Origin of the sequence: Rhodoligotrophos defluvii (assembly GCF_005281615.1) — a bacterium.
In the GTDB taxonomy this organism is placed as follows: domain Bacteria; phylum Pseudomonadota; class Alphaproteobacteria; order Rhizobiales; family Im1; genus Rhodoligotrophos; species Rhodoligotrophos defluvii.
On record NZ_SZZM01000002.1, the window covers coordinates 512,792 to 536,227 of the forward strand.

Below are 23,436 nucleotides of genomic sequence, written 5' to 3' on the forward strand. Positions count from 1 at the left end.
CATCCGGCGGTCAACTCCATCTAGAGCGTGATCCGAAAAGTGGGTACCGGTTTTCGGAAAAGATCACGCTCAACCAAAGACTCGAGCGTGATCCGAAAAGTGGGTACCGGTTTTCGGAAGAGATCACGCTCAAACCAAAGATCACAGCGGGAACAGACCATCCCGTTTCTCGTCGGCTCGCGGCCCTATTCCGCGGCCACCGCGTGCACCCGCCCCTCGCTCACCGGCGAAGCGGCCCTGGCCACATCGAACAGCTCGCCAGCCAGATATTTACGTTTGGCGCCGGCGCGCGACAACTTGCCGGAGGAGGTAAAGGGCAGGCTGCGTGGCGGCACCAGCACCACCGTGCACTCCGTACCGGCCGTCTGCCGCACGACAGCCTCGGCACGGCGGCGGAGCTCTTCCCGCTCCTCTGCACCATGCAGCCTGCACTGGACGAGCACCACGATCTCGTCCTCCCCCGTCTCGCTCTCCACCGCGAAGGCAGCGGCGTCATCCCCGCGCAACCCATCCAGCTGCTCGACGGCCCATTCGATATCCTGAGGCCAGATGTTCCGGCCATTATGCAGGATCAGGTCCTTGCTGCGGCCGGTGATAACGATCTGCCCGTCCAGCCAATAGCCCATATCGCCGGTCGCGAGCCAGCCGGCGCTGTCCATCACCGCGGCGGTGGCGCCAGGATTGCGGAAATAGCCGCTCATCATGCACTCGCCGCGCACCCAGACGTGGCCGATCTCCCGCGCACCCAGAACGCGGCCCTCATCGTCGCGCAATTCCACGTTGAAGCCCGGCAGCGGACGCCCGCAGGCTACAAAGCTGCGCCTCGGCCCATGCATGCCGGCCGATGCGCCGGCCACCGGCACGGCTTTCCGGGCATGCTCATATTGGTGCACGTCGATCGTGTCGACCAGGATGGGCTCGTCGACATCGGAAATGGCAATCGCCAGCGTCGTCTCGGCCATGCCGTAGCAGGGCATGAATGCCCGCGGGTCGAAGCCGGCGACGCTCAGCTTGGCTGCAAAAAACGCCAGCACGTCCGGCCGCACCATGTCGCCGCCGATCCCCGCGATGCGCCAGCTCGACAGGTCGAGCTCGGCGGCCTGCCCGTTGATGCGGCGGGCGGCCAGATCGAAGCCGAAGCTCGGGCTGAAGGCGATGGTGCAGCGGTTTTCCGACATGAGCTGCAGCCACAGCGCCGGCCGGCGGGCAAAGGACGGCGTCGCCAGATAGTCGACGGTCACCTGCCCCATGAGCGGCGTGAGGCAAAAGCCCACCAGCCCCATGTCGTGATAGAGCGGCAGCCAGGAGAACGCCCGGTCGTTCGGGCGAATCTTCATGCCGTTGAGCAGCGTGGTGCGGGCATTGGCGCAGATCGCCGCCTGGCTGATCAGCACACCCTTGGGATCCGACGTGGAGCCGGACGAGTACTGGATGTAGGCGTCTTCATCCGCGGTGAACGGGCGCAGCTCCGCATCCGAAGCCGGCAGCGAGGCGAGCTCTCCATGGCTGAGCACCAGCGCCGTGCCGCTCTTCGCGGCGGCCTCCTTGAGGAAATCGCACAGCTCGGCCGGGCCTACCGCCACCGCGGCCGAAGCCGCACGCAACATGCCTGCCACCCGCCCCACATAGGCGTCACGGCCACCAATATACATGGTGTAGGGCATGGGGCAGGGAATGAGCCCTGCATACTGGCAGCCGAAGAACAGTTCCATGAACTCCGGCCCGGTCTCGGCAACGACGGCCACCCGGTCGCCCCGCTTCAATCCCAGCGAGCCGAGCCGGCGCGCCGTCCGCAGCGCTCTCTCCCGCAGCAGTGCATAGGGCACGACATGCTCGAGGCGGCCGCGCGGTGAATAGAAGTTGAAGCCAGTTACGCCCCGGGCCGCATAGTCGAGCCCTTCCGCCAAGGTGGAGAAGTCACCGCATCTCTGGGGCAGATCGTGGTTTGAACGGGGCGTCGGCTTCAGCAGATCCCGTCCTTCGACAACCCCTACTGCGTCTGCCACAGTCCCCCCGGCTATGGTGCCATGATCGGCAATTTTCAGCACGTCATCCCGCCCGAATTTCGATCCACCGAGCCCACGCTCGGCGGATCAATTTTCACCCGCCCCGCTCCGCTACGATCGTGCAGCGAGACATGCCGATATCCCGATCGGCAGCCGCATGATCGAGCGAATCCTAAGCATTAAGCTTAAGAAGGGGTAATAGACGATTAAGAGCCCCCCGCTCGCGTGGCTCTTGGCCCCATAGGTACCAAGGAGCCAAATCTTCACCAAATCAAAAGCTGTTTCAGAATGTTACGATTTTGCTAAGGCTTGCGACGAAACAGGTCGCCAGGGCTTCAAAGGCGCAGAAATCCTAGGCCCAAGCCCGCGGCAAGCAGCAGAACGACCCCGAGTACGAAGCCCCCGAACCAGGTGGCGATGAGGGTGAGGCCGCTATAGCCCGCAACGGTGGCGGTTCTTTCCGGCCGCGCGACCAGATTGCGCTCTCTCTCGACGATTCGGTGCGCCATGTATTGGATGATATGCTCGACCATGTCCGCGCGTTTGCGCGTCTCGAGCAATATCTCGCGCGTGTCCTGCCCCTCGCGAATGAAGCGGTAGCTGCGCGGGTCGGGCTCCATCACCACGTAGGTGGTGCCGTCGATCCAAAGTCGCGGGGGCTCTCCTTGGGTGAGCACGAGGTCGAAGAGTGAAGCGGCCGCTTCAGACCCGGTGGTGATTTCCGTCAGATCGGCCTGCAGGGTCGAAAGGCGCAGCTGCTTGGCATCGCGGATGTCGAGCACCGCGTTCAAATGATCCGCCTGTGCGAGCCGCGCCTGGCGAATGGCGCTAGCCAAGCGTCCCTCGGCATTCAGCGGAGTGAGGCCACTCATGGTCGCGCTCCATTTCTGCCCACCGGAAAGCGCCAAAGGCATCTAACACTCCGGCCGGCGGGCTGGCCAGCCAAACCGTAAAAGTTAATGTCTGTCATGAACGGGGCCGCTCGCCCAACGTCATGCTGATGCCGGTGCGATATGCAAAGACCGGACCATCTGCAACTTGAGCTCGGCTGAAGACAAACCCCTCCACTCAATGGTCCCGCCCTGTAAAGCAGACCATGGCACCAGCTTTTACCCCCGCCCGGCACAACAATGTCAGCTGGCTGAGATAAATCAAGATCAGAGTTCGGATTTTATTTATCCACATGACGTTAATTATTGATGATGAGTTAAAGCAAAAGCTAGAAATCGAAATGAATTTTTAACGATAATGCGTCCAGCACGAAGGATCAGGAAACGGGGCAGTCATGGGAGTCCCACCGGCGCAAAGGGTCGCGCGCTCGTTTGTTTCGAGCCTCTGGCTGACTGGTCTGTTCTCGTCGATCTGTCTGGGCCTGCTCATGGTCGCCAAGACTACCGCCGGCGAATATTATTCCCTGAGCGGCGCGGGTGCCAGCGATACGGGCATATTTGCGTATCAGGGTCTTATTGCCCTACCCATGGGCACGTTCGACGACACCGGTCCCATTATCCGGGTATGGGCGAAAACCTTCGCCTTCAAGTACCGCACCGACCTCATTGATCCCAATGTGGTACTGCCGCCGATCAAGGACGTCGTCATCAACAGCCAAGCCTACGCCGTTGAGGTCGAGAGCGGATACCAGCTTGCCTTCGGGCAGGGGCGCTTGGCCGGGTTCGTCGGCGCGTCTTATCGCCACTATACGATGTCTCCCAAGGACCCGGGCTCAGACCTCGCGGGTGATCACTACGACCTGAAGCTGGCCCTCGACGGCGCCATTGGCGCCCCGACCGGAGGCTGGGGAGTGGGTTTCAATGGCAGCTATGTGACCGGCGTCGAGGAATATTGGGCCCAGCTCCGCCCCCGCTACCGCTGGCCTTCAGGCATGGAGATCGGCTTGGATCTCGCCGGCTTCGGCGGGCGCGGCTATGATTACGGCCGTGCCGGCCTGTTCGTGGGCGGCTTCGATTTGACGGAATGGGGTGCGGAGGCAACTTACCTGAGCGGTGAGGTAGGCGGCCAGATCGACATTGGCCTCGATGATCCGTCCGCCTATGGCGCGGTCCATGTCGGCGTCCGGTTTTGACGGGAGCTCCCCTATTGTGACGGGTATCCCCAGCCAATGGGCGGCATCAGTCCCGCTTGCACCAGGCTCTGCGACCCTCTGTAGCGCGCGGAACCGTCATAGACGAGCGACAGATCGGGCTCGGCTTCGATGATCCGGCGGTAATGATGATATTCGGAGGATCCGTTCCAGTGCTGCCCGTGCGCAACCGCCTCGAGCGCGCGCTGGTGGAAATCGTCCAGGAACTTGAAATGCAGCAGGCACCCTCGTATCGGCGCCAGATTGCGGCGCAGCGGGTAAGCCACATGCGGATCGAGATACAATGTGGCCCGGTCCCAGCGCATGAAGGGCGTCTTGGCCAGCTTGCCGTTGAACCTTTTCTCGGCGGTTGAGAAAGCACGCAGCCGCGGACCGCCGCGATATTGGATCGTCTCCTGTCGCGTGTCCCAGCGAGAGGCAGCGCGGTCATCGGCCACATAGTCCGTATCGAAGAACGGGCAGGCATCGATCATGGCAGCGCCCCGCATGAGCCGGGTCTTGGCGATCGGCAGCGGGCCGTACATGTCCAGCATCATGGTGGGAAGGGCATCGCTCCCCTGCGCTTCCAGATGCCGCGCAAGCTCCGGCAGCCCGTGCGTTTCGCATTGGTCATAGACCAGCAGCTCGTCGATATCCACGACCACATACCAGCGGCCGAGCCCGGCCTTTCTGATCGCCGCCATCACCCAATCTATGCCGAACCGGCTCCGGGCATAGCTCCCATGCGCAAGCAGCAGCTCGACATCCGGCGCATCGAGCGCGATGTCGCGGCTCTCATCCCGGGAGCCATTGTCGATGAGAATGAACCGGTCAGCGCCCAAGCTGCGGTAATGGCGTAGAAAATCCGGCAAGCGCACGCTCTCGTCGCGCATGCACGCAACCACGGTCACCGCATCGGCAGCGGCCGGCGGCAGGACCTTGACCGGACGCAGTTCCCTTGCGGACCGCTGTATCCCGAGGCGGCGTGCCGCGCGGCGCACCGCAAGGCCGCCTGGGCTCTTGCGGAAAGCCCACTTCAGCCGTTTGCTGACCGCGCGCGAGCCTCGCAGCGAAGTGTCCAGCCGATCGCGCCATTCCCCAATGGCATGTTCTATAATCATCCAAGCATATCCCCATGCAATCACAATCATTGCGTGCAGTGACGGGGAAGGTCAAGGGCGGCCGCAAACGCAGCAAACCTAGCCCTTGGGCAGGTTCAGCCGGATATGCAGCTCCCGCAGCTGCTGGGGCGTGACGTCCGAGGGTGCGCCCATGAGCAAGTCTTCCGCCTTTTGGTTCATGGGGAACACAACCACCTCGCGCAGGTTCTCTTCCCCGCACAGCAGCATCACCATGCGGTCGAGGCCGGGCGCAATGCCACCATGGGGCGGGGCGCCATATTGCAGGGCGCGCAACATGCCGCCGAACTTGGATTCAAGCACGCTCTGGTCATAGCCGGCGATCTCGAACGCCCTGCGCATGATCTCGGGCTTGTGATTCCGGATCGCGCCGGACGAAAGCTCGACCCCGTTGCATACCACGTCATACTGAAAGGCGTTGATGCTCAGCGGATCTTTGCTGTTCAGCGCCTCGAGCCCGCCTTGCGGCATCGAGAACGGATTGTGCGAGAAGTCGATGCGCTTTTCCTCCTCGTTCCACTCGAACATGGGGAAATCGACGATCCAGCAAAAGGCGAACTGATCGAGCTCCACGAGGTTGAGCTCCCGCCCGATCTTGTTGCGGGCCGCCGCCGCAAAACTCGTGAACACCTTCGGCTTGCCCGCCACGAAAAACGCGGCATCCCCAACCCCAAGCCCGAGCTGGGTCCTGATCGCCTCGGCCCGCTCCAGTCCGATGTTCTTGGCGACCGGCCCGGCGCCGCCCTCCTCGCCCTCGCGCCAGAAGATATAGCCGAGGCCGGGCTGCCCCTCGCTCTGCGCCCAGGCATTCATGCGGTCGCAAAAGGCGCGGGCGCCGCCGCCCTTCGCCGGGATCGCCCAAACCTCGACCGTCGGATCGCTGGCGATCATGTTGGCAAAGACCTTGAAGCCAGACCCAGCGAACTGCTCGGTGACCGCCTCCATCACGATGGGATTGCGCAGATCAGGTTTGTCCGAGCCGTATTTCCGCATCGCCTCGGCATAAGGAATGCGAGGGAAAGTCTGGGTCACCGGCTTGCCTTCCCCGAAGGCGACGAACAAATCGCGCAGCACAGGCTCCACCGCCTGGAACACGTCCTCCTGGGTGACGAAGCTCATCTCGATGTCGAGCTGATAGAACTCGCCGGGCGAGCGGTCCGCGCGCGCATCCTCGTCGCGAAAGCACGGTGCGATCTGGAAATAGCGGTCGAAGCCGGCGATCATCAAAAGCTGCTTGAACTGCTGCGGCGCCTGCGGCAGCGCGTAGAACTTGCCGGGATGCAGCCGCGAGGGCACCAGGAAGTCGCGTGCGCCTTCCGGGCTCGAAGCCGTGAGAATGGGCGTCTGGAACTCGGTGAACCCGTCTTCGATCATACGCCGTCGTAGCCAGGAGATGATCTGGCTCCGCTTGACGATGTTCCGGTGCAGGCGCTCGCGGCGCAAGTCGAGGAAGCGGTATTTCAGCCGCGTCTCCTCCGGGTACTCCGCATCGCCAAACACCGGCAGGGGCAGTTCGGCCGCCGCCGAAAGCACCTCGATCTCGGTTGCGAACACCTCGATTTGGCCGGTGGCGATGGCCGGGTTCTTCGTGTCGCCCGGCCGCTCGCGCACGAGGCCGTCCACGCGGACCACCCATTCCGCGCGCAGCTCTTCAGCCCGGGAAAACGCCGGCGAATCGGGATCGACCACGATCTGCGTGATGCCGTAATGGTCACGAAGGTCGATGAACAGAAGCCCGCCGTGGTCGCGCACCCTGTGCACCCAGCCGGACAGCCTTGTCCGAGCGCCGATGTCGCTTTCGCGGAGCGCGCCGCAGGTATGGGTTCTATACTGGTGCATGGGCGGTTCGTCCAAAGCTGAACGCGCGAGAGGGATCCTCCCAGCGCAAACGGTCGATCAGCCGCGGAAAAGCGCACGGTGCTCCGGCTTTGTCAAGGCGCGAAGACCGTTCTGGCGGCCGTGGCTTGCGGCGTTGCAGCATAAGCGCTTGAACAGTGCATAGACTCGCCGCATCTTAGGCTACATCCATGGAAATCATCACCACCACAGACCATCTCAAGGCCGTTTGCGACGAATTCGCCTCGGAGACCTTCGTCACGGTCGACACCGAGTTCATGCGCGAGACCACATTCTGGCCTCAGCTGTGTCTCCTGCAGATGGCGGGCGGCAAGCGCGCCGTCATCATCGATCCGCTGGCCCCCGGGCTCGACCTGCAGCCGTTCTTCACCCTGATGCAGAACGAGGGCGTGCTCAAAGTCTTCCATGCGGCCCGCCAGGACATCGAAATCGTCGTCTATCTCGCCGGCATCGTACCCAAGCCGATTTTCGACACCCAAGTGGCCGCCATGGTCTGCGGGTTCGGCGAGCAGGTGGGCTACGAGAACATCGTGCGCAAGCTTGCGGGCGCCACCATCGACAAGAGCTCGCGGTTCACCGACTGGAGTCGCCGGCCGCTGTCTACCCGCCAGCTCGAATATGCTTTGGCCGACGTCACTCACCTGCGCACGGTCTACAAGAAGCTCAAGAAGGAGCTCGACGCCTCCGGCCGGGAAAGCTGGCTTGACGAGGAGATGGCGATCCTCACCTCCGAGTCGACCTATCGAACAGATCCGGCCGACGCTTGGCGCCGGCTGAAATTCCGGGCGCGGGACAAGCGCGGCCAGGCCGTGTTCATGGAGATCGCCGCCTGGCGCGAGCGCGAGGCGCAGGAGCGGAATATCCCGCGCAGCCGTATCCTGAAGGACGATGCGCTGGCGGAAGTCGCACAGCATCCGCCCAAGAGTCTCGAGGACCTCCGAGCGCTGCGCGCGGTGCCGAAGGGCTTTGCCGACGGTCGCCTCGGCGCTGGACTGCTCGCCGCTGTGGCGCGCGGCTTGGCGGTCGATCTCAAATCGCTCCCGCGGATGGATGAGGCCCCCGCCCGGGAAAGCAGCGGCGCCCTTGGCGATATCCTGCGCCTGGTGCTGAAGGTGGTGGCGCAGACGGAGGGCGTTGCCCCCAAGCTCATCGCCACCAGCAGCGATATCGATGCGATCGCCGCCGATGACAGTGCCGATGTGCCCGCCCTGCACGGCTGGCGCCGCATTATCTTCGGCGACGTCGCCCTCGGGATAAAGCACGGCCGGCTGGCCATCGTCTTCGAGAGAGGCGAAGCGCGCATCCTGCCGCGCGACAAGCTCAGCCGTAGCCGCGTACTCGATAGCGCATCCGGCGGCTAGAAGCATTTTCGAGCGAAGTGGATACCGGTTCGCATGAAGAAAATGCGACCAGGCAAAGACTTAGAGCGGTTCCGCGATTCGAAGAACAGCGGAAGCGCGCTAGCCTAATCCTGGTGATCGGCAGGTCGCGTCGCCGAGCACGCCGTCTTCTTGCTGGCCGGCCCCAGCCACAGCGAGACGAGCGGCATTGCGATGGTCATCAGCAGGAATCGGAACACCTGGTGCGCGGCCACATAGGCCGGGTCGAGCCCAAGGGCAAACGCCAGGATGGTCATGGCATCGAGACCGCCCGGCGCGAAGGCCAACAGGGTTTCCGGATAGGGCAGCCCCGTGGCCCAGGATGTGGTGAGCGCGCCTATGACGGCAATGATCGAGGCGAGAAGGCAGCCTTTGATCCCCGCGCCGGCCGACTGCAGCACCATGCCTGCGGTAATGCCCGAAAAACGCGCGCCAATGATTGCGCCGAGCACCACATAGGCGGGCTCCAAGAGCCAGGCCGGCAAGCTGCCTTCCACCACCCCGCCCAGATGCAGAGCTATATTGGCAGCCGCGGCCCCGAGCAGCAGCCCGGCGGGGATGCCCAGGCGGTCGAACAGCCAAGCGCCGCCAATACCGCAGGCGACGACGAGGCCAAGCTCGGCGATGGAATGGGTCGCCTCCGGCATCTCCGTAGCCGCCCCGCTTGGCACGGCCAGGAACGTGATGACCAGCGGCAGAAACGCCACCAGGAATGCCAGGCGCACACACTGCACCACCGTGACGCGCAGCACATCCGCGCGGTATTCGACCGCGAAGATGACCACGCTGGACAAGGCACCCGGCACGGAAGCAAAGAAGCTGGTCCGTGGATCCCACCCATAGGCCTTGCGGTAATAGGTTTGCAGGGCCAGCGTCACCAGCAGCATGGTCACGGCCAGGATGGCAAGGCTCGCCGGCCAGCTGCGCATGAGCGCGAGCGTTTCCCAATCCACGCTCGAACCGATGGACAAGCCGAGCAGCACGAACACCGCCGCATTTGCGATGCGCGGCACTCGTGCTGGAAAGCCGCCGAGGCACAGCGCCATGGTGGCGATCATCGCGCCGGCAAGCCATGGCGCCGGCAAGCCGATCAGGGCAAAAATGCCGCCTCCTGCTGCAGCGACCAGAACGGTCAGCAGAATCCGTAACCAGGCGGAAGACAAGAGACGGCTAAAGGCGGTAGGCACAACAGGACCAATGTTACGCCGCCGCACAGCAGAGCCCCGAAGCGAGCGGCACCACCCTGTATGGCCCTATTGTTGCCTCGGGTAAATCGATGGGAGGCCCGCCGCGCCAAAATGGCGCTGCCTTTGTTCAACGCCCGTACACGGTCCGCGAGACTTGCGGGGCCGTCCGCATACGCGGCGGTTACGCCCCGACTAAGCCGTTCGCACGCGCAGGAGCCTCAGGCGTACCGGAATTTGACGACGCGGTCGTGCACCACATGGCAGACCACGTCCAGCATGTCCCTGTGGCGCTTGTATCGCGCCTCGACCCGCAGCTTGACGCGCCACTCGCCACCCCCTTGGAAACGCGCGTCCTTCACCTTTCTGATGGTCACCTTTTGCGCGCCATCCCGGTAGAGCGCGCGCCATGTCTTGTGGCTGCACGCGGCAATGGCATTGCCTTCCGGAGAAAGCCCCTGGTTATAATCATAATACGGATCGTTGTGATAGCGCTGAGCCGACGAGGCCGCCGCCGCACCGAGGGCCACCACGCCCGCGCCGATCGCGATCCCGGCGATTACGTCGCCCGCGCTGCTCCCGCTGGCCGGCTCGCTCAGCGCGGCTCCAGCGACCCCGGCAGCAAGCGCTACAGCCAAAACCCTCCGCATCATCCCCCTCCTTACTGGCTTCGAGCCCCGATATGAGGCCTCAACCTAGCATCAGGCGGAAAGAGCGCAATGCTTCACTCGTGTCGCAGCGGAGTTAGGCCGGCAGATATCCCGCATTCCAGATACGGGATGCATAATCCCTGATCGAGCGGTCGCTGGAGAACCGCCCTGCTCCCGCGATATTGCGGGCCGCTTTACGCAGCCATGCAGGCTGGTCGCGCCAGGCGCGGTCCACCGCCCGTTGCGCCTGCCAATAGGAGTCGAAATCCGCCAGCAGCTTGAAATGGTCGTTCCCATCCAAGAGCGAGTCGACGATCGGCCAGAAACATGCGGGATCGGACGAGAACTGGCCCGCCCCCAGCTGATCGATGACCTCCTGCAGCTGCTGGCTATTGCGATAGATCTCGCGCGAAGAATAGGTGCCGGATGCATCCAGCGCCGCGACCTCCTCCACGCTCATGCCGAAAATAAAGATATCCTCCGGCCCCACCTGCTCGGCGATTTCAACATTCGCCCCGTCCGCCGTGCCGATGGTGAGCGCCCCATTGAGCGCCAGCTTCATGTTGCCCGTGCCAGACGCCTCGGTGCCCGCCAGCGATATCTGCTCCGACAGATCGGCCGCCGGGATGATGTACTCCGCCAGAGACACACTGTAATCCGGCAGGAACACCAGCTTCAGCCGGTCGCCGGTCACGGGGTCGTTATTGATGCGGCGGCCGATATCGTGGGCCAGCTTGATGATCAGCTTGGCCATATGATAGGCGGACGCCGCCTTTCCCGCCATGATCACGACCCGCGCCGGCCAGTCCTGCTCCGGGGCGGCGCGCATGGCGTTCCACCGCGCAATCACGTGAAGCAGGTTGAGCAGCTGCCGCTTGTATTCGTGGATGCGCTTGACCTGCACGTCGAACATGGCGGCAGGGTTCACCTCGATCCCGACACGATGCGCGATCAGCTTGGCCAGGCGCTGCTTGTTCAAGGCCTTGATGTCCGCCAGCCGCCCGCAGAAGGCGTCGTCCTCCGCGCTTGGCCGCAAATCCGCAAGCCGGCTGAGATCCCGCTGCCAGCCGTCCCCGATGGTCTCGTTGATCAGTGTAGCGAGCTTCGGGTTCGCCAAGTTGAGCCACAGCCGGGGGGTGATGCCGTTGGTGACATTCGCGAAGCGTTCCGGGAACAGCTCGGCGAATTCCGGAAACAGCCGCTCGCGCACCAGCCGGCTGTGTAGCCTCGATACACCGTTGACCTTATGGCTCGACAGCACCGATAGGCGGCCCATGTTGACCCGCCGCTCTCCGTCCTCCTGGATCACCGAAACCTTGGCGAACAGGTCAGGCTGATTGTCGCCCGGACGTGCCTCGACCTGCTGGCCGAAGCGCCGGTTGATCTCCTCGATGATCTGAAGGTGTCGGGGCAGCAGCCGACCCATCATGTCGCAGGGCCAGATCTCCAGCGCCTCCGGCATGAGCGTATGGTTGGTATAGGACAGCACGCGCGTGACTAAGTCCCACGCGTCGTCCCACGCCAGCAGGTGCTCGTCGACCAGCTGCCGCATGAGCTCGGCCGGCGCCAGCGCAGGGTGCGTGTCATTGAGATGGATCGAGATCTTGTCGGGCAGCAGTGCCCAATCGTCGTAATCGGCCCGGAAGCGCCGCAGCGTGTCCTGGATCGAGGCCGATACGAAGAAGTGCTCCTGCCGCAGCCGCAGTTCGCGTCCCTCGATCGTGCTGTCATCCGGATAGAGAACCCGGACCACTGTGCGGGCCCGCAGCTGCGGCGACAGCGCCTCCATGAAGGCGCCGCGATTGAAAGTCGCGAGGTCCATGGGCTCCACTGGCCGCGCACCCCACAGGCGCAGCGTGTTGACCGCGTAATGCCCATGGCCCGGTACCAGCGTGTCATAGGCGATGGCATAGACGGCCTCGCCATCGAGCCAGTGAACGCGGTTGCCCTCGTGCACCACCCGCCCGCCGAAGCGCACGAGATACTGTCGCTCGGGCCGCATGAATTCCCACGGATTGCTGTCGGCAAGCCAGTCGTCCGGCCGCTCGATCTGCCAGCCGTCGATAACCTCCTGCCGAAACATGCCGAACTCGTAGCGGATGCCATAGCCAATGCTGGGCAGCCCCAGCGACGCCATGGAATCGAGGAAGCATGCAGCGAGGCGCCCGAGGCCGCCATTGCCCAGCGCCGGGGTGACCTCCAGCTCGATCAGATCTTCAAGACGCACCCCGCATTCCGCCAGGGCTTCCCGACATTCGTCAAGGATATTGAGCGCCATCAAGCCATTCTGCAGACCGCGCCCCAGCAGAAACTCCATGGACAGATAGGACACCTGCTTCAGGCCGTGGTCTCGCACCTGGCGGTTGGTTTCGTGCCAACGGGCAGTGAGCAGCTCCCGCACCGTGAGCGCCGTCGCCTGGAACCAGTCCCGCAAGCTCGCCTGCTCTTGCGAAACACCCAGCCCCAGCACCAGGCGCGCCAAAAGCGCCTGCTTCAGACTGGAGGGTTGAGGCCATCGCTCCTGAAAATTCATGTAAACCCCGAATATACCGTTACGAGGATAATGCCGCCCCGAACAAAGGGTAATGTCGACAGGCTGGCGGTTCAATGCACCGGGCACGTATTCCGCCGGATCATCGCATTACGGCAACGCGTTCGGCGCGCGGCGGCTGCAGCAGCTTGAGCGCACCCGGCAGGCTCTCGAATACCAGAGGCGTATGGAGATCTGTTAACTCTCCGTCGACTGAGGCCGAAACCCGTCGCCGGTTGAGGCTGATCCGGCAGGCGGCGGCCTCGCGGGTCTCGAAGAGCGTCGTGTCGTCCCATCGCCCGGTCAGCGCGGCTAACGACATATTGATCACGTCCAGCGTCCGGTCCGACTTGGCAATGTGCAGCTCCAGCGTTCCTCCGTTCAGCCGCTCCGGCTGCGGCAGGCTGCCAAGGCTGCGGAGCAGTCGGTTGTTTGTCACGATGAGCGCCGGCGTGCGCATGCGCAGCGGCTGGGCGCGCACGCCGGCATGGACCTGCACGGCGATCGACGGCGGCTGCCGCACCACTTGCGCCCAGCTCAACAAGGAAGCCCACATTTTTTCGAGCCGCGATCGATAGCCCCGCGCATTCCGCAGCGACACCATCTTCGGATGAAAGCCGAGCGATACGTGGTGCACGAAGACGCGGCCATTGACGGTGCCGAGATCGACGGGCTCGGCCGCTGCCTCGAGCAGCGCCACTGCGGCCGCGGCGAGATCGAGGGGCAGGCCCACGGCCCGGCAGAGGAGGTTCATTGTCCCAAGAGGCAGGACCCCAAGGGCAATGTTGCTGCCGGCAAGAATGCCCGCTGCCGTCGACACGGTGCCGTCGCCCCCGCCAATGATCACGGTCTGATCCGCTGTGCCGTGTTTCACATCCTCCAGCATGCGGATCAACTCCGCGCAGTCGACGAACAGAAGCTCCGGACGACCGGGTGCGGCTGCCAGCAGTTCGACCAGCACGGACCGGATCCGCTCCTCGCCCAGGCTCAAGACCGTCCCGGCCGTTCGGTTGACGAGAACATAGCTCCACATGCGACACCGGCTCCTGGCCGCCACCGGAGCAGGAACCGCCCGACACCGGTTTTCGAACGCAAGGATCTAGAGGCAAAAGCCTTCAGGCGCTACACGGCAGTTTGGGCGCGGCTAGGCGTCGCGCCGGCCCAAGCAGCTCCTCGGCAGGTCTCGGCCAGGGAGCAGGCGCCTTCACCGCCGGTTGCCGCCGCTCAGGCAATAGCGCGGGCGTTCCACCGAAGCTGCCGCCACAATATGGCCTCATCTGCGCTGTTCACAAGTCGCGGCAGCCGCCATGAGCTGCTGCGGCGCTGCGGGACTGGAGCGCCGGGGGATTGACGCTTGGGGGATCACACTCCGCATGACAGCAAAGGACTGCGCATGAGAAGAGCCGCTCTCGCTCTTGTCGCTACGGCGGCTTGTATCAGTTTCACATTGGGCGCACACAACCCTGTGGAAGCACGCCAGGAAGGCATGGCGTCCTATTATTCCCATGGCAGCCGCACGGCCAATGGCGAACGCTTCAACCCGAACGCACTCACCGCAGCGCACCGCACGCTGCCATTCGGCACCAAAGTTCGGGTAACGCACCGCAAGTCCGGACGTTCCGTCGTCGTCCGTATCAATGATCGCGGCCCGTTCGCGAAAAAGCGGATCATTGACGTCTCCCGTGGCGCCGCCCGCGCCCTCGGCATGATCCGGTCGGGTGTTGCCCGCGTGGTCGTCGAAGTCGTCAACTGACAAAGGGTGGATTTGCGATCACGGCAGGGCCGTGATCGCGTTTGAAGGCCGCCCGGTCGACGAAGACCGGGCCGGGTGCTCCACCCGAGCGGTGCACTGCCGGTAAGAATGCCTGCAGGCGCGCCGCAGATTCCATTTCTTTCGCTGACTGAGCATCCTCTCAGGACCCGCCGACAGACCGGCACCCCCGCGTCTATGCGTGCGGCTCCGGCCGTTCCGAAAGGCAGCGAAGCGCCAAACCTGTACGGCCTGACCAAGGCCCCAACGAAAAAGGCCGGCTCAAACGAGCCGGCCTTCTTGCGAATGTACTGTGGTCTTAGAAGTAGAACCAGGCACCGAACTGAGCACGCAATGCGTCGTCGGTACGTGTGCCAGCGTCAACCAGCGTTCCGGCCGGGTCGAACACCGGCACCGTGCGCTGACGCTCGGCCCACATCACTTCCCAGCCTAGCCGCAGCTGCTGAACCGGCTGCCAGATGATGTTGGCGTGAGCCGACATGATGTCGACGTTCTGGTCATACCGGCCGGTCACCCAGCTCGCATCGAGCAGATCGCTGCGGCTCTGATCGGTATAGCCCCAGCCCAGGTTGATGCTGGTCGTGTCGGTCACATTGAAGATCAAGCCCGCGAAGATGCCCATGGACTCGATGGTTTCGATATCACCGGTGAAGCCATCGTAATAGGCGCCCCGGTTCGCACCGAAGATATAGCCACCGATACCGTCACCATAGATGACCGCTGTGGTCAGGGTAGCGATGTCGGCGAGATTGATGTTCACAGCACCCTGAACACCCCAGCCCAGTTCGCTTTCAGAGCTGCCGCCCAGCGAGCTGTCTGTGTGGTAATTGCGCAGGACGCCGGAGATCAGGAACTTGTGACCGCCGGGCGCATCATATTGCCAGCGCGCCGTGAAGTCCGGAATGTTGCTGGACGAATTGCCGAAGTCGGTCAGCAGCCAGCTGTCGCGCGGATGTTCGGCAGCAACCGCGAAGAGCATCGGCCCATCATGCCAAGCCAGACGAACCTGCGCGTTACGCGAAGCACCGATCAGACCGATGTCACCGTTGAAGTCCACCGTGGTGATGCCTGTGAACGGCGACATGAAGTTGGTCCACGTCTGACCAGCACCGAACGTCCAGTTCGGGGTCATGTCCCATTCACCCCAGGCGTGACGCATACGCCAGTCCGTGCTGCCAAACGAGCCGCCGGAGAAGAAGTCGCCTTCGATCAGGGTCCGGATCTGGCCGATAGCCGTATCGGACTTCGACTTGATGTTGAAACGCGTCTGGCGGGCATGAAGACGGATGTGCTCCTGATCATCCCGGCCGTTGATCGCGGTATAGCTGAAGAGGTCGCCCAAGTCCTGGTCGAAGTCGTAGATCACGTCGCCCTTGACGTAACCAGAGATCGTCACCTCATGCACCGGAGCGGGCAGATCAGCGGATGGCGTAATCGCAATGGTCACGCCGCTGCTCGACGGAATATAGTCACCGGCGCGCGCAGTATTCCAATCGGCCGTAGCCTCGGTACCGCGCCTGAACGTGATCCAGCTGGCACCCTCGGGCAGAGTGGGCGCAGCCGGACGGGCCTCCAGCTGATTCACTTGCGCCTGCAGCGCTTCGAGCTGGGCCTTCAGCTGGCTCAACTCATCAGCCTGAGCGCCAGTGCTCAGCACGGCCAACGCCACCCCCCCGAGCAACACGCGGCCGATGTTTTTAGACGTCATTGGAATTCCCCCATCTCTCTCGAATAGGACGTTAGGCTTATTTGCTGCACTATCGCGAAGGAAGTTCTGATGCACAAGTGTGCAATACTGAACCAGGGCAGCCAATCTCCTGTTTTGCCAGGACTGTGGCGTGTATGTCACAACCTACGAGTGGCTTGCCGTCACAGGCCGTCGTCGCAATATAACTGGCGTCTTTCTGGCCGGCATTTCCGCGTGGGAGGTGGCGTCTGCGCTTCCACCGGTGGTGCGCATCTGACCACAATCATTTACACAATGTTGGGGGGTCACCCTTGCGTGGCCCACTGAGAGCATGAGAATGGCATCGAGCTCTGTCGCGGGATTTCTAGCCGATCTGTTTGGGCGCACCCAACGGAAGCACGCCGAGATGCTGCCGCCCGGCGTGCGAATCTACGCGGTGGGCGACATTCACGGCTGCCTTCACCTGCTGAAAGACCTTTGGCAGCGTATTCGCCAGGATGCCCGGGCCAATCCGGCTGAGGAACATGTCGAGATCTTCCTTGGCGACTATTTGGACCGTGGCCTGGACAGCTACGGGGTCGTCGAGGCGCTCAGCACACCGCCGCCGCCCGGATGGCAGCGGGTCTGCCTGCGGGGCAACCATGAGCAGCTGATGCTCGACTTCCTCGAATCACCTGCGTCTCTCGAGTTCTGGCGCCAGAACGGCGGCCTCGAGACCCTTGCCTCCTATGGGGTCGATGTGAGCCGGACGCGTGACATGTCCCAGGCCGAAGCCGTGGCGAAGGAGCTGGCATCCAAGATGCCGCCGCACCACCTGAGCTTCCTCCGCAACCTGCCGGTGTATCTGTCCATCGGACAGTATTTCTTCGTCCATGCGGGCGTCCGGCCAGGCGTGCCGCTCGACCGGCAGAGGCAGGAGGAGATGCTGTGGATTCGCGACGCCTTCCTGCACAGCGATATGGATTTCGGCAAGGTGGTCGTGCACGGCCACACGCCGGTCGAGACGCCTCAGCAGCGCAAGAACCGAATCAACGTGGATACAGGCGCTTATCTCACCGGCAAGCTCAGCTGCGCTGTCCTGGAAGGTGATTCGGTCCGTTTTCTCTGAACTCTGTTGGCCGCAGCCGCCCCACTCTGGACCTAAAACTCGCCAGACCGCTGCAGTCGCTCCACCAGCGCGATCACCAACTCGGCGTGGTCCTCGGGGCGTCCGACGCCGCCATGAATGACGACCTCCGGGTCCTCCGGAGGCTCGTAAGGCGAGTCGATGCCGGTGAAGTTGGCGATCGCCCCAGCGCGCGCCTTGCTATAGAGCCCCTTCGGATCGCGCGCTTCACAGATTTCGAGCGGTGTGTCCACGTAGATCTCGACGAAGGGCACATCACCGGCGATTTCCCGGGCCATCTGCCGCTCGCGCCGGAACGGCGAGATGAACGAGACCAGCACGAGCAGGCCCGCATCGGCCATGAGCCGCGCCACCTCGGCCACCCGCCTGATATTCTCGACACGGTCCGCCTCCGTGAAGCCGAGATCCTTGTTGAGGCCGTGCCGAATGTTGTCGCCGTCCAGCACATAGAGGTGCCGGCCTTCCGCGAACAGCCGCCTTTCCACGAGGTTGGCGATGGTCGACTTACCGGAACCGGAAAGCCCGGTGAACCAGAGAATGGCAGGCGCCTGCCGCTTCTGTGCCGCGCGGGCGGCACGATTGATGTCGAAGGCTTGCCACGCGATGTTGGTGGCGCGCCGCAGGGGGAAGTCGATCATGCCGGCGCCGAGCGTGGTGCTGGTCAGCCGATCGATCAGGATGAACGAGCCGGTCGTCCGGTTCGCCGAATAGGGGTCGAAGGCGACCGGATGGTCCAGCGCCACGTTGACGACAGCCAGCTCGTTCAGCCCCAGGGTCTTTGCAGCTGCACGCTCCAGCGTGTTGACATCCACCCGGTGCTTGAGCTCGGTGATCGAGCCGGGCACGGCCTCATGGCCGATTTGCAGGAGATAGGACCGCCCGGGGATCATCTCTTCCGCTGCCATCCACACCAGATGGGCCTGGAACTGGTCGGTGACAGCCGGGGCGGCCCCCGCTGCGGCGCCGGCCGGAACCAACACGTCGCCGCGCGAGACGTCGACATGATCGCCGAGCTCGATCGTGACCGCATCGCTCGCCCGGGCCATGGCCAAGTCACCGTCAAAGGTCACGATCCGCTTCACCGTGCTCTCGCGCCCCGAGCGGGCAACCGCAACCCGATCCCCGACCCGCACCGTTCCTGAAGCGACGGTGCCGGACAGACCGCGGAAATCGAGATCCGGGCGGTTGACCCATTGCACCGGAAAGCGGAAGGGCTGGGTTGCCGCCCGCTCCCGCTCGTCATCCACCGCCACGGTCTCCAGGTGCTGAAGCAGGGTCGGCCCATCATACCAGGACATATGCTGCGACGGCCTGGCAATGTTGTCGCCCTTCAGCGCCGATACGGGGATCAACCTCACATTCGGAATGGCGATGGATTGAGCGAAGGCGAGGAACTCGTCTTCCACATGGGTGAACACCTCGGCCGAATAGCCGACCAGGTCCATCTTGTTGACCGCGACCACCACATCGCGGATGCCGACCAGCGCACAGATATAGGCATGCCGCCGGGTTTGGGTCAGAATGCCCTTGCGCGCATCCACCAGGATGATCGCCAGCTCCGCATTGGAGGCGCCGGTCACCATGTTGCGCGTGTACTGCTCGTGGCCCGGCGTGTCGGCCACGATGAACTTCCGCTTTTCGGTGGCGAAGAACCGGTAAGCGACGTCGATGGTGATGCCCTGCTCGCGCTCGGCTTGCAGGCCATCCACCAGCAGGGAGAAATCGAATCCGTCTTCGGTCACCGCCCGGTTCACGCTTTCGTTCGCCAGGGCAGCGAGATGATCCTCCAGCACCAGCTCTGCATCATAGAGCAGCCGCCCGATCAAGGTCGACTTGCCGTCATCCACGCTGCCGCAGGTGATGAAGCGGAGCAGGCCCTTCCGCTCCTCCGCGGCAAGCACCCGGGCGAGCAGCGCCTCGGCCGTCTCGGCCGCGGACAGCACTTGCGCCATCAGAAATACCCCTCCTGCTTCTTCTTCTCCATGGAGCCCACCTGATCCGTGTCGATCAGCCGCCCCTGGCGCTCCGAAACCCGGCTCGTCTGCATTTCCAAGAGCATCTCGGGCAAGGTCGCCGCGCGCGATTCAACCGCCCCCGACAGCGGGTAGCAGCCCAGCGAGCGGAACCTGATCCAGCGCATCTCCGGCGCCTCCCCCGGCTCGAGCGGCAGCCGGTGGTCGTCCACCATGATCCACGCCCCCTGCCGGCGCACCACTGGCCGGGGCTTGGCGAGATACAGCGGAACGATGGGGATGTCCTCGCGGTAGATATACTGCCAGATGTCACGCTCGGTCCAATTGGACAGAGGGAACACGCGCATGGTCTCGCCGGGCGCCAGGCGCGTGTTGAACAGCCGCCAGAGTTCCGGCCGCTGCGCCTTGGGGTCCCAGCGCTGCGCGGACGAGCGGATGGAGAAGATGCGTTCCTTGGCGCGGCTTTTCTCTTCATCGCGCCGCGCCCCGCCAATGGCCGCATCAAAGCGTCCCGCAGCCAGCGCATCCCGCAGCGCCTTGGTTTTCATCAGGTCGTTATAGACCACGGAGGAATGGGTGATAGGGCTGATGCCCGCGGCGATCGCTTCGTGATTGGTATGAACGATCAGCTTGAACCCGTATCGCTCTGCCGCCTGGTCGCGAAAGCTGATCATGTCGCGGAATTTCCAGGTGGTGTCGATATGCAGGAGGGGAAACGGGATCTTGGACGGGAAGAAGGCCTTCCGCGCCAGATGCAGCAGGACGGACGAATCCTTGCCGATCGAATAAAGCATGACCGGCCGCTCGAAAGCAGCCGCGACCTCGCGAACGATGTGTATTGATTCCGCCTCAAGCAGCCGCAAGTGCTGGGGAAGTGCCGTCATGAAACCCCGGGTGCCTTTTCTTGGAACAGGCCCATATACGACCGTATCACAGCCTGCGTCGCGCGCCAGCACGTGAGTGGCAGTGCGAGGGGGCCGCTCCGGCCTCTCATCCAGCTTGCACCTATAGGGACAGAATATCCTCGTCAAGGCAGGATATCCTTCCTCGAAATGCGGCCTTGTCCTGACTTGACGTGAGGGGTGTCACGGTTCCCGTGAGCAGCAGCCACACGGCATGGATATTGGTGCGGGCATAGCGGCGCAGAAGCCGACGCGGCTCCAGCACAAGCCGATAGAGCCATTCGCAGCCTGTACGCTGCATGGCGGCAGGCGCCCGTGAGCGAGCGCCGCACAGGAAGTCGAACAGGCCCCCGCAGCTCTTGATCAGGCAGACCTGCCGCAGCAATGCCCGATTACGTGACACGAATTCGTGCTCCTTGGGTACGCCGAGGCCGATCCACAGCATGTCGGGAGCGGCACGGTTGATCTCGTCCACCAGGCGCCGCTCTTCAGCGCGGCGGAAATAGCCATGGTGCCGGCCCGCGATCCTCAGGCGCGGATAGCGCTGTTGCACGGCGTCGACCGCGGCCGCATTGACCGCTTCCTCACCGCCAAGCAAATAGAAGCTCACGCCGTGCTGCTCCGCCAATCCGGCGAAGTCGTGAAAGAAGTCCGTCGTGGCGCAGCGTTCCGGCAGGGCCTGATCGCTCAGCACGCGCGAGGCGAGCACAAGCGGCATGCCATCCGCATCGATCCCGTCGGCCTCTGCCAGTAAGGCGCGGAACGCCGGGTCCGCCGCAGCGCGCGATAGCACATGCCCATTGGCCGAGGTAAAGAACAGGGGAATTGCGGCAGACCTCCCCGACGCCGTTCCCTCTTGAAGCAGCCGGCGGCGTATCTGCACCTCCTCCAGGAGATATGCGGCCCATTGCGCCCGATCGAAGCGGACGATGGGCAGGCTGCCGACCATCACCACGGGCAGCTTCATTGCACCGCAGCCCCCATGGTGTCGGCGGCCTGCAAACCGGTTGGCCGCCGCCCGGGGCGCCGCAGCCAGCATCGGTGCGCGAAGCGATAGATCGGCGTGGGCAACAGGCCGCGCGCAATGCTGCCCGCCACCGCGGCCGGCATAACATGGCCGCCGAGCACGGCCCTGCTGGCATCGCGGATGGCTGCCCAGCACAGCACGCGTCCGCGCAGCGCGAGGAGATGGGTCGCCCGGTAGCAAAGCTCGGTTCTTGGCCCGAGCACTTCCCGCATGTCTCGGAGCCATCGCTCCATGCGGGTGGCATCGCCGCCGCCGGAAAGATGCGCCATGCCATGGGCCATGTCGCAGCGGACCAAGACGTCCGGGATGAACCGGAACTTGGCCCCCCGCCACCACAGCCGAATGATGAAGTCGCTGTCGTCACCGTAGCCGAGGCTTTCGTCCCAGAGTACCGCGCGCGCCAGCGCGGTCGGTACCACCAGCGACGGCGTCGCGATCAGCTCGTTCTCGGCGAGCAGGTATTCGGGCATGCGTTCGCCCCCCATAAGCGGGCGGGTCGGCTTCGGCACCAGAAGGCCATGACCATAGTCCATCGCAACGCGCGAATAGACGACCGCCGCCGGATCATCGGCAAGCGCTTGGGCAACGCTGGCGAGCTTGCCCGGCAGAAACACATCATCGGAATCGAGGAAAGCCACATGATCGCCCCGCGCCCCATCGATCCCCTGATTGCGGGCCGCCGCGGCGCCGGCCCGCACCGAACGCACCACCCGGCACAGCGGCAAATCGCCGACCAGATCCGTGAGCGGCGGTGACGAGCCGTCATCGACAACGATCACTTCATGAGCGGGATAGCTCTGGGACGCGACCGACGCTATGGCGCGCAACAACAGGTCGTGCCGGTTGCGGCAGGGGATCACGATGCTGAACCGTGGCATGGGCATGGCTCTCCTGGCGATGGGCGTGACGATGCCAGTCCGATGCGAAGCACAAGACGAGGCACAGAAAATTCCAAAGGCTGAGGATTTCCATGACCTGGCTGGACGTGATGTTGATCAGCCAGTGCAGGGGCAGGAAGACCGCAATCAACGCCTGCTCGACGGTTTTGGGCTGGCCGGAAAGCGTGATCCGCAAGGCGCGGGCGCTTGCCAGAACCAGCGCTCCGCCATAGAGAGCAGCGCCGACCAGACCTGACTGGACGAGGACGTCGAGATAGCCGTTGTGGCTGTCGGTCACGCGCCAGCCGAGCGCGTGATAGATCGCACTGCCCCCGCCATAGTTCCAAATGGCGTCGAAGCCCGCGCCCCACACCGGCTGCTGCATGAACAGCCACCAGCCGAATTGCCAGATCGGCAGCCGCCCGGTGAGGTCGACCAGGTAGTCGGCGACCACCATACCCTCCGGCGAAATGCCAAACACGGCCGGGGCCCAGATCAACCGTGCTTCGAGTAAGGCAAGTCCGCCAAGCAGGCCGACCAGCAGCACGCCCCACGCCTGTCTGCGTAGCACGTTCAGGATCAGCACCGCGCACCCGCCCGCCAGGAACAGCACCTGAGACGTGCGGGATAAGGACGCGAGCAGGCCGACCACCGCCACTATCAAAGCCAGGTGGGGCAGCAGGCGCCCGCCCCCGTGCCGCAACAGCATGAACAGGCTGACCAGCCCAAGCAGCGCCGCCTGCCGGCCAAAGGCATTCTTCTGGCCGTAAAGTCCGGTCCAGGCATCGCCCCTTACGAATGGCATGACCGCGATGTCGGGCCGCGCAATGGCCAGGGCGGTGGACGCACCGACCACCAGACACAACGACCAGAAGAGCGTAGCCAGCAACTCGTCCGGTTCCAGCAGCCGGGCCACCTGCCATGCGCAGCCGCAGACGCAGCAGAACACGACCGCCTTGATGATTATGCCCTCCTCCCCCGCCTGTTTTATCGTGATCAGCAGTACATAGAGATGGAAGCTCAGCAGCAGCCATCCTGCACCGCCGCATCGCGCGGCGCGGGCGCGAGGTCGCCGCAGCAGCCGCGCGATCGCCAGCAGGGCTGCCGCGAGCAAGATCAACATGTAGTTGAGCGCGCGCGGCTCGTCGAAGGGAAGCAGCGCTGGCGCAAAGGTGCCGCCCAGCGCGAATGTGAGCAGGCCGAGCGCCAGCTGGGCTGGCATTCCGGTGAGCCGTCTGCGTTCGATA

General features: G+C 63.9%; 18 protein-coding genes. 4 read left to right on the forward strand and 14 right to left on the reverse strand.

What is annotated here, in order from left to right:
* Positions 1–185: 185 nt before the first annotated feature.
* Together E4P09_RS11610 and E4P09_RS11615 are read right to left on the reverse strand one after the other, a co-directional pair.
* Positions 186–2,006, reverse strand: a complete 1,821-nt coding sequence (locus tag E4P09_RS11610) for a fatty acyl-AMP ligase (protein ID WP_239025143.1) — start codon at positions 2,004–2,006, stop codon at positions 186–188.
* Between the two features lie 335 nt (positions 2,007–2,341).
* Positions 2,342–2,878, reverse strand: a complete 537-nt coding sequence (locus E4P09_RS11615; protein ID WP_137389756.1) for a hypothetical protein — start codon at positions 2,876–2,878, stop codon at positions 2,342–2,344.
* Positions 2,879–3,291: 413 nt separating this feature from the next.
* On the opposite strand from E4P09_RS11615, the gene bcsS reads away from it, so the two are divergent.
* The gene (gene bcsS, locus E4P09_RS11620; RefSeq protein ID WP_137389757.1) at positions 3,292–4,089 is read left to right on the forward strand and encodes a cellulose biosynthesis protein BcsS; all 798 of its coding nucleotides are present in this window, start codon (positions 3,292–3,294) and stop codon (positions 4,087–4,089) included.
* Between the two features lie 11 nt (positions 4,090–4,100).
* On the opposite strand, the gene E4P09_RS11625 is transcribed toward bcsS, so the two are convergent.
* Positions 4,101–5,207 carry a glycosyltransferase family 2 protein gene (locus E4P09_RS11625; protein WP_170984380.1) on the reverse strand — a complete coding sequence of 369 codons (1,107 nt, stop codon included), beginning with the start codon at positions 5,205–5,207 and terminating at the stop codon, positions 4,101–4,103.
* A gap of 78 nt (positions 5,208–5,285) precedes the next feature.
* The gene (aspS, locus tag E4P09_RS11630) at positions 5,286–7,064 is read right to left on the reverse strand and encodes an aspartate--tRNA ligase (protein ID WP_137389759.1); all 1,779 of its coding nucleotides are present in this window, start codon (positions 7,062–7,064) and stop codon (positions 5,286–5,288) included.
* Between the two features lie 188 nt (positions 7,065–7,252).
* Between aspS and rnd the strand changes: the two genes are divergently transcribed.
* A complete protein-coding gene (gene rnd, locus E4P09_RS11635; protein WP_137389760.1) occupies positions 7,253–8,443 on the forward strand; it encodes a ribonuclease D in 1,191 nt (396 codons plus the stop codon).
* A gap of 104 nt (positions 8,444–8,547) precedes the next feature.
* Here the strand turns inward: rnd and E4P09_RS11640 are convergent, their stop codons facing one another.
* From E4P09_RS11640 to E4P09_RS11655, 4 genes are all read right to left on the reverse strand, one after another.
* Positions 8,548–9,624: an AbrB family transcriptional regulator gene (locus E4P09_RS11640; RefSeq protein ID WP_170984381.1), complete on the reverse strand. Its 1,077-nt coding sequence runs from the start codon at positions 9,622–9,624 to the stop codon at positions 8,548–8,550.
* A gap of 242 nt (positions 9,625–9,866) precedes the next feature.
* On the reverse strand, positions 9,867–10,298 hold the full coding sequence (locus E4P09_RS11645; protein ID WP_137389762.1) for a hypothetical protein: 432 nt from the start codon (positions 10,296–10,298) through the stop codon (positions 9,867–9,869).
* Between the two features lie 91 nt (positions 10,299–10,389).
* Positions 10,390–12,828 (reverse strand): glycogen/starch/alpha-glucan phosphorylase, encoded by a 2,439-nt coding sequence (locus E4P09_RS11650; RefSeq protein ID WP_137389763.1) that lies wholly within the window; start codon positions 12,826–12,828, stop codon positions 10,390–10,392.
* A gap of 100 nt (positions 12,829–12,928) precedes the next feature.
* Entirely contained in the window at positions 12,929–13,858 is a 930-nt protein-coding gene (locus E4P09_RS11655) for a diacylglycerol/lipid kinase family protein (protein ID WP_137389764.1), read from the reverse strand.
* A 360-nt stretch (positions 13,859–14,218) separates the two neighbouring features.
* On the opposite strand from E4P09_RS11655, the gene E4P09_RS11660 reads away from it, so the two are divergent.
* Positions 14,219–14,578: a septal ring lytic transglycosylase RlpA family protein gene (locus E4P09_RS11660; protein WP_137389765.1), complete on the forward strand. Its 360-nt coding sequence runs from the start codon at positions 14,219–14,221 to the stop codon at positions 14,576–14,578.
* A 316-nt stretch (positions 14,579–14,894) separates the two neighbouring features.
* Here E4P09_RS11660 and E4P09_RS11665 read toward each other — a convergent pair whose 3' ends face one another.
* Positions 14,895–16,304 carry a DcaP family trimeric outer membrane transporter gene (locus E4P09_RS11665; RefSeq protein ID WP_137389766.1) on the reverse strand — a complete coding sequence of 470 codons (1,410 nt, stop codon included), beginning with the start codon at positions 16,302–16,304 and terminating at the stop codon, positions 14,895–14,897.
* Positions 16,305–16,620: 316 nt separating this feature from the next.
* Between E4P09_RS11665 and E4P09_RS11670 the strand changes: the two genes are divergently transcribed.
* Positions 16,621–17,391, forward strand: a complete 771-nt coding sequence (locus E4P09_RS11670; RefSeq protein ID WP_239025144.1) for a metallophosphoesterase family protein — start codon at positions 16,621–16,623, stop codon at positions 17,389–17,391.
* Between the two features lie 32 nt (positions 17,392–17,423).
* On the opposite strand, the gene cysN is transcribed toward E4P09_RS11670, so the two are convergent.
* The 5 genes from cysN to E4P09_RS11695 form a co-directional block, all read right to left on the reverse strand.
* Entirely contained in the window at positions 17,424–19,361 is a 1,938-nt protein-coding gene (gene cysN / locus E4P09_RS11675) for a sulfate adenylyltransferase subunit CysN (protein WP_137389767.1), read from the reverse strand.
* A complete protein-coding gene (gene cysD, locus E4P09_RS11680; protein WP_137389768.1) occupies positions 19,361–20,266 on the reverse strand; it encodes a sulfate adenylyltransferase subunit CysD in 906 nt (301 codons plus the stop codon). Before cysD ends, cysN begins: the two co-directional genes overlap by 1 nt.
* A 121-nt stretch (positions 20,267–20,387) precedes the next feature.
* Positions 20,388–21,251, reverse strand: a complete 864-nt coding sequence (locus E4P09_RS11685) for a WecB/TagA/CpsF family glycosyltransferase (RefSeq protein ID WP_137389769.1) — start codon at positions 21,249–21,251, stop codon at positions 20,388–20,390.
* Entirely contained in the window at positions 21,248–22,189 is a 942-nt protein-coding gene (locus tag E4P09_RS11690; protein WP_170984382.1) for a glycosyltransferase family 2 protein, read from the reverse strand. Before E4P09_RS11690 ends, E4P09_RS11685 begins: the two co-directional genes overlap by 4 nt.
* Complete coding sequence (locus E4P09_RS11695; RefSeq protein WP_170984383.1) at positions 22,092–23,411, reverse strand: O-antigen ligase family protein; 1,320 nt, start codon at positions 23,409–23,411, stop codon at positions 22,092–22,094. The genes E4P09_RS11690 and E4P09_RS11695 overlap by 98 nt, the downstream gene beginning before the upstream one ends.
* Positions 23,412–23,436 lie beyond the last annotated feature (25 nt).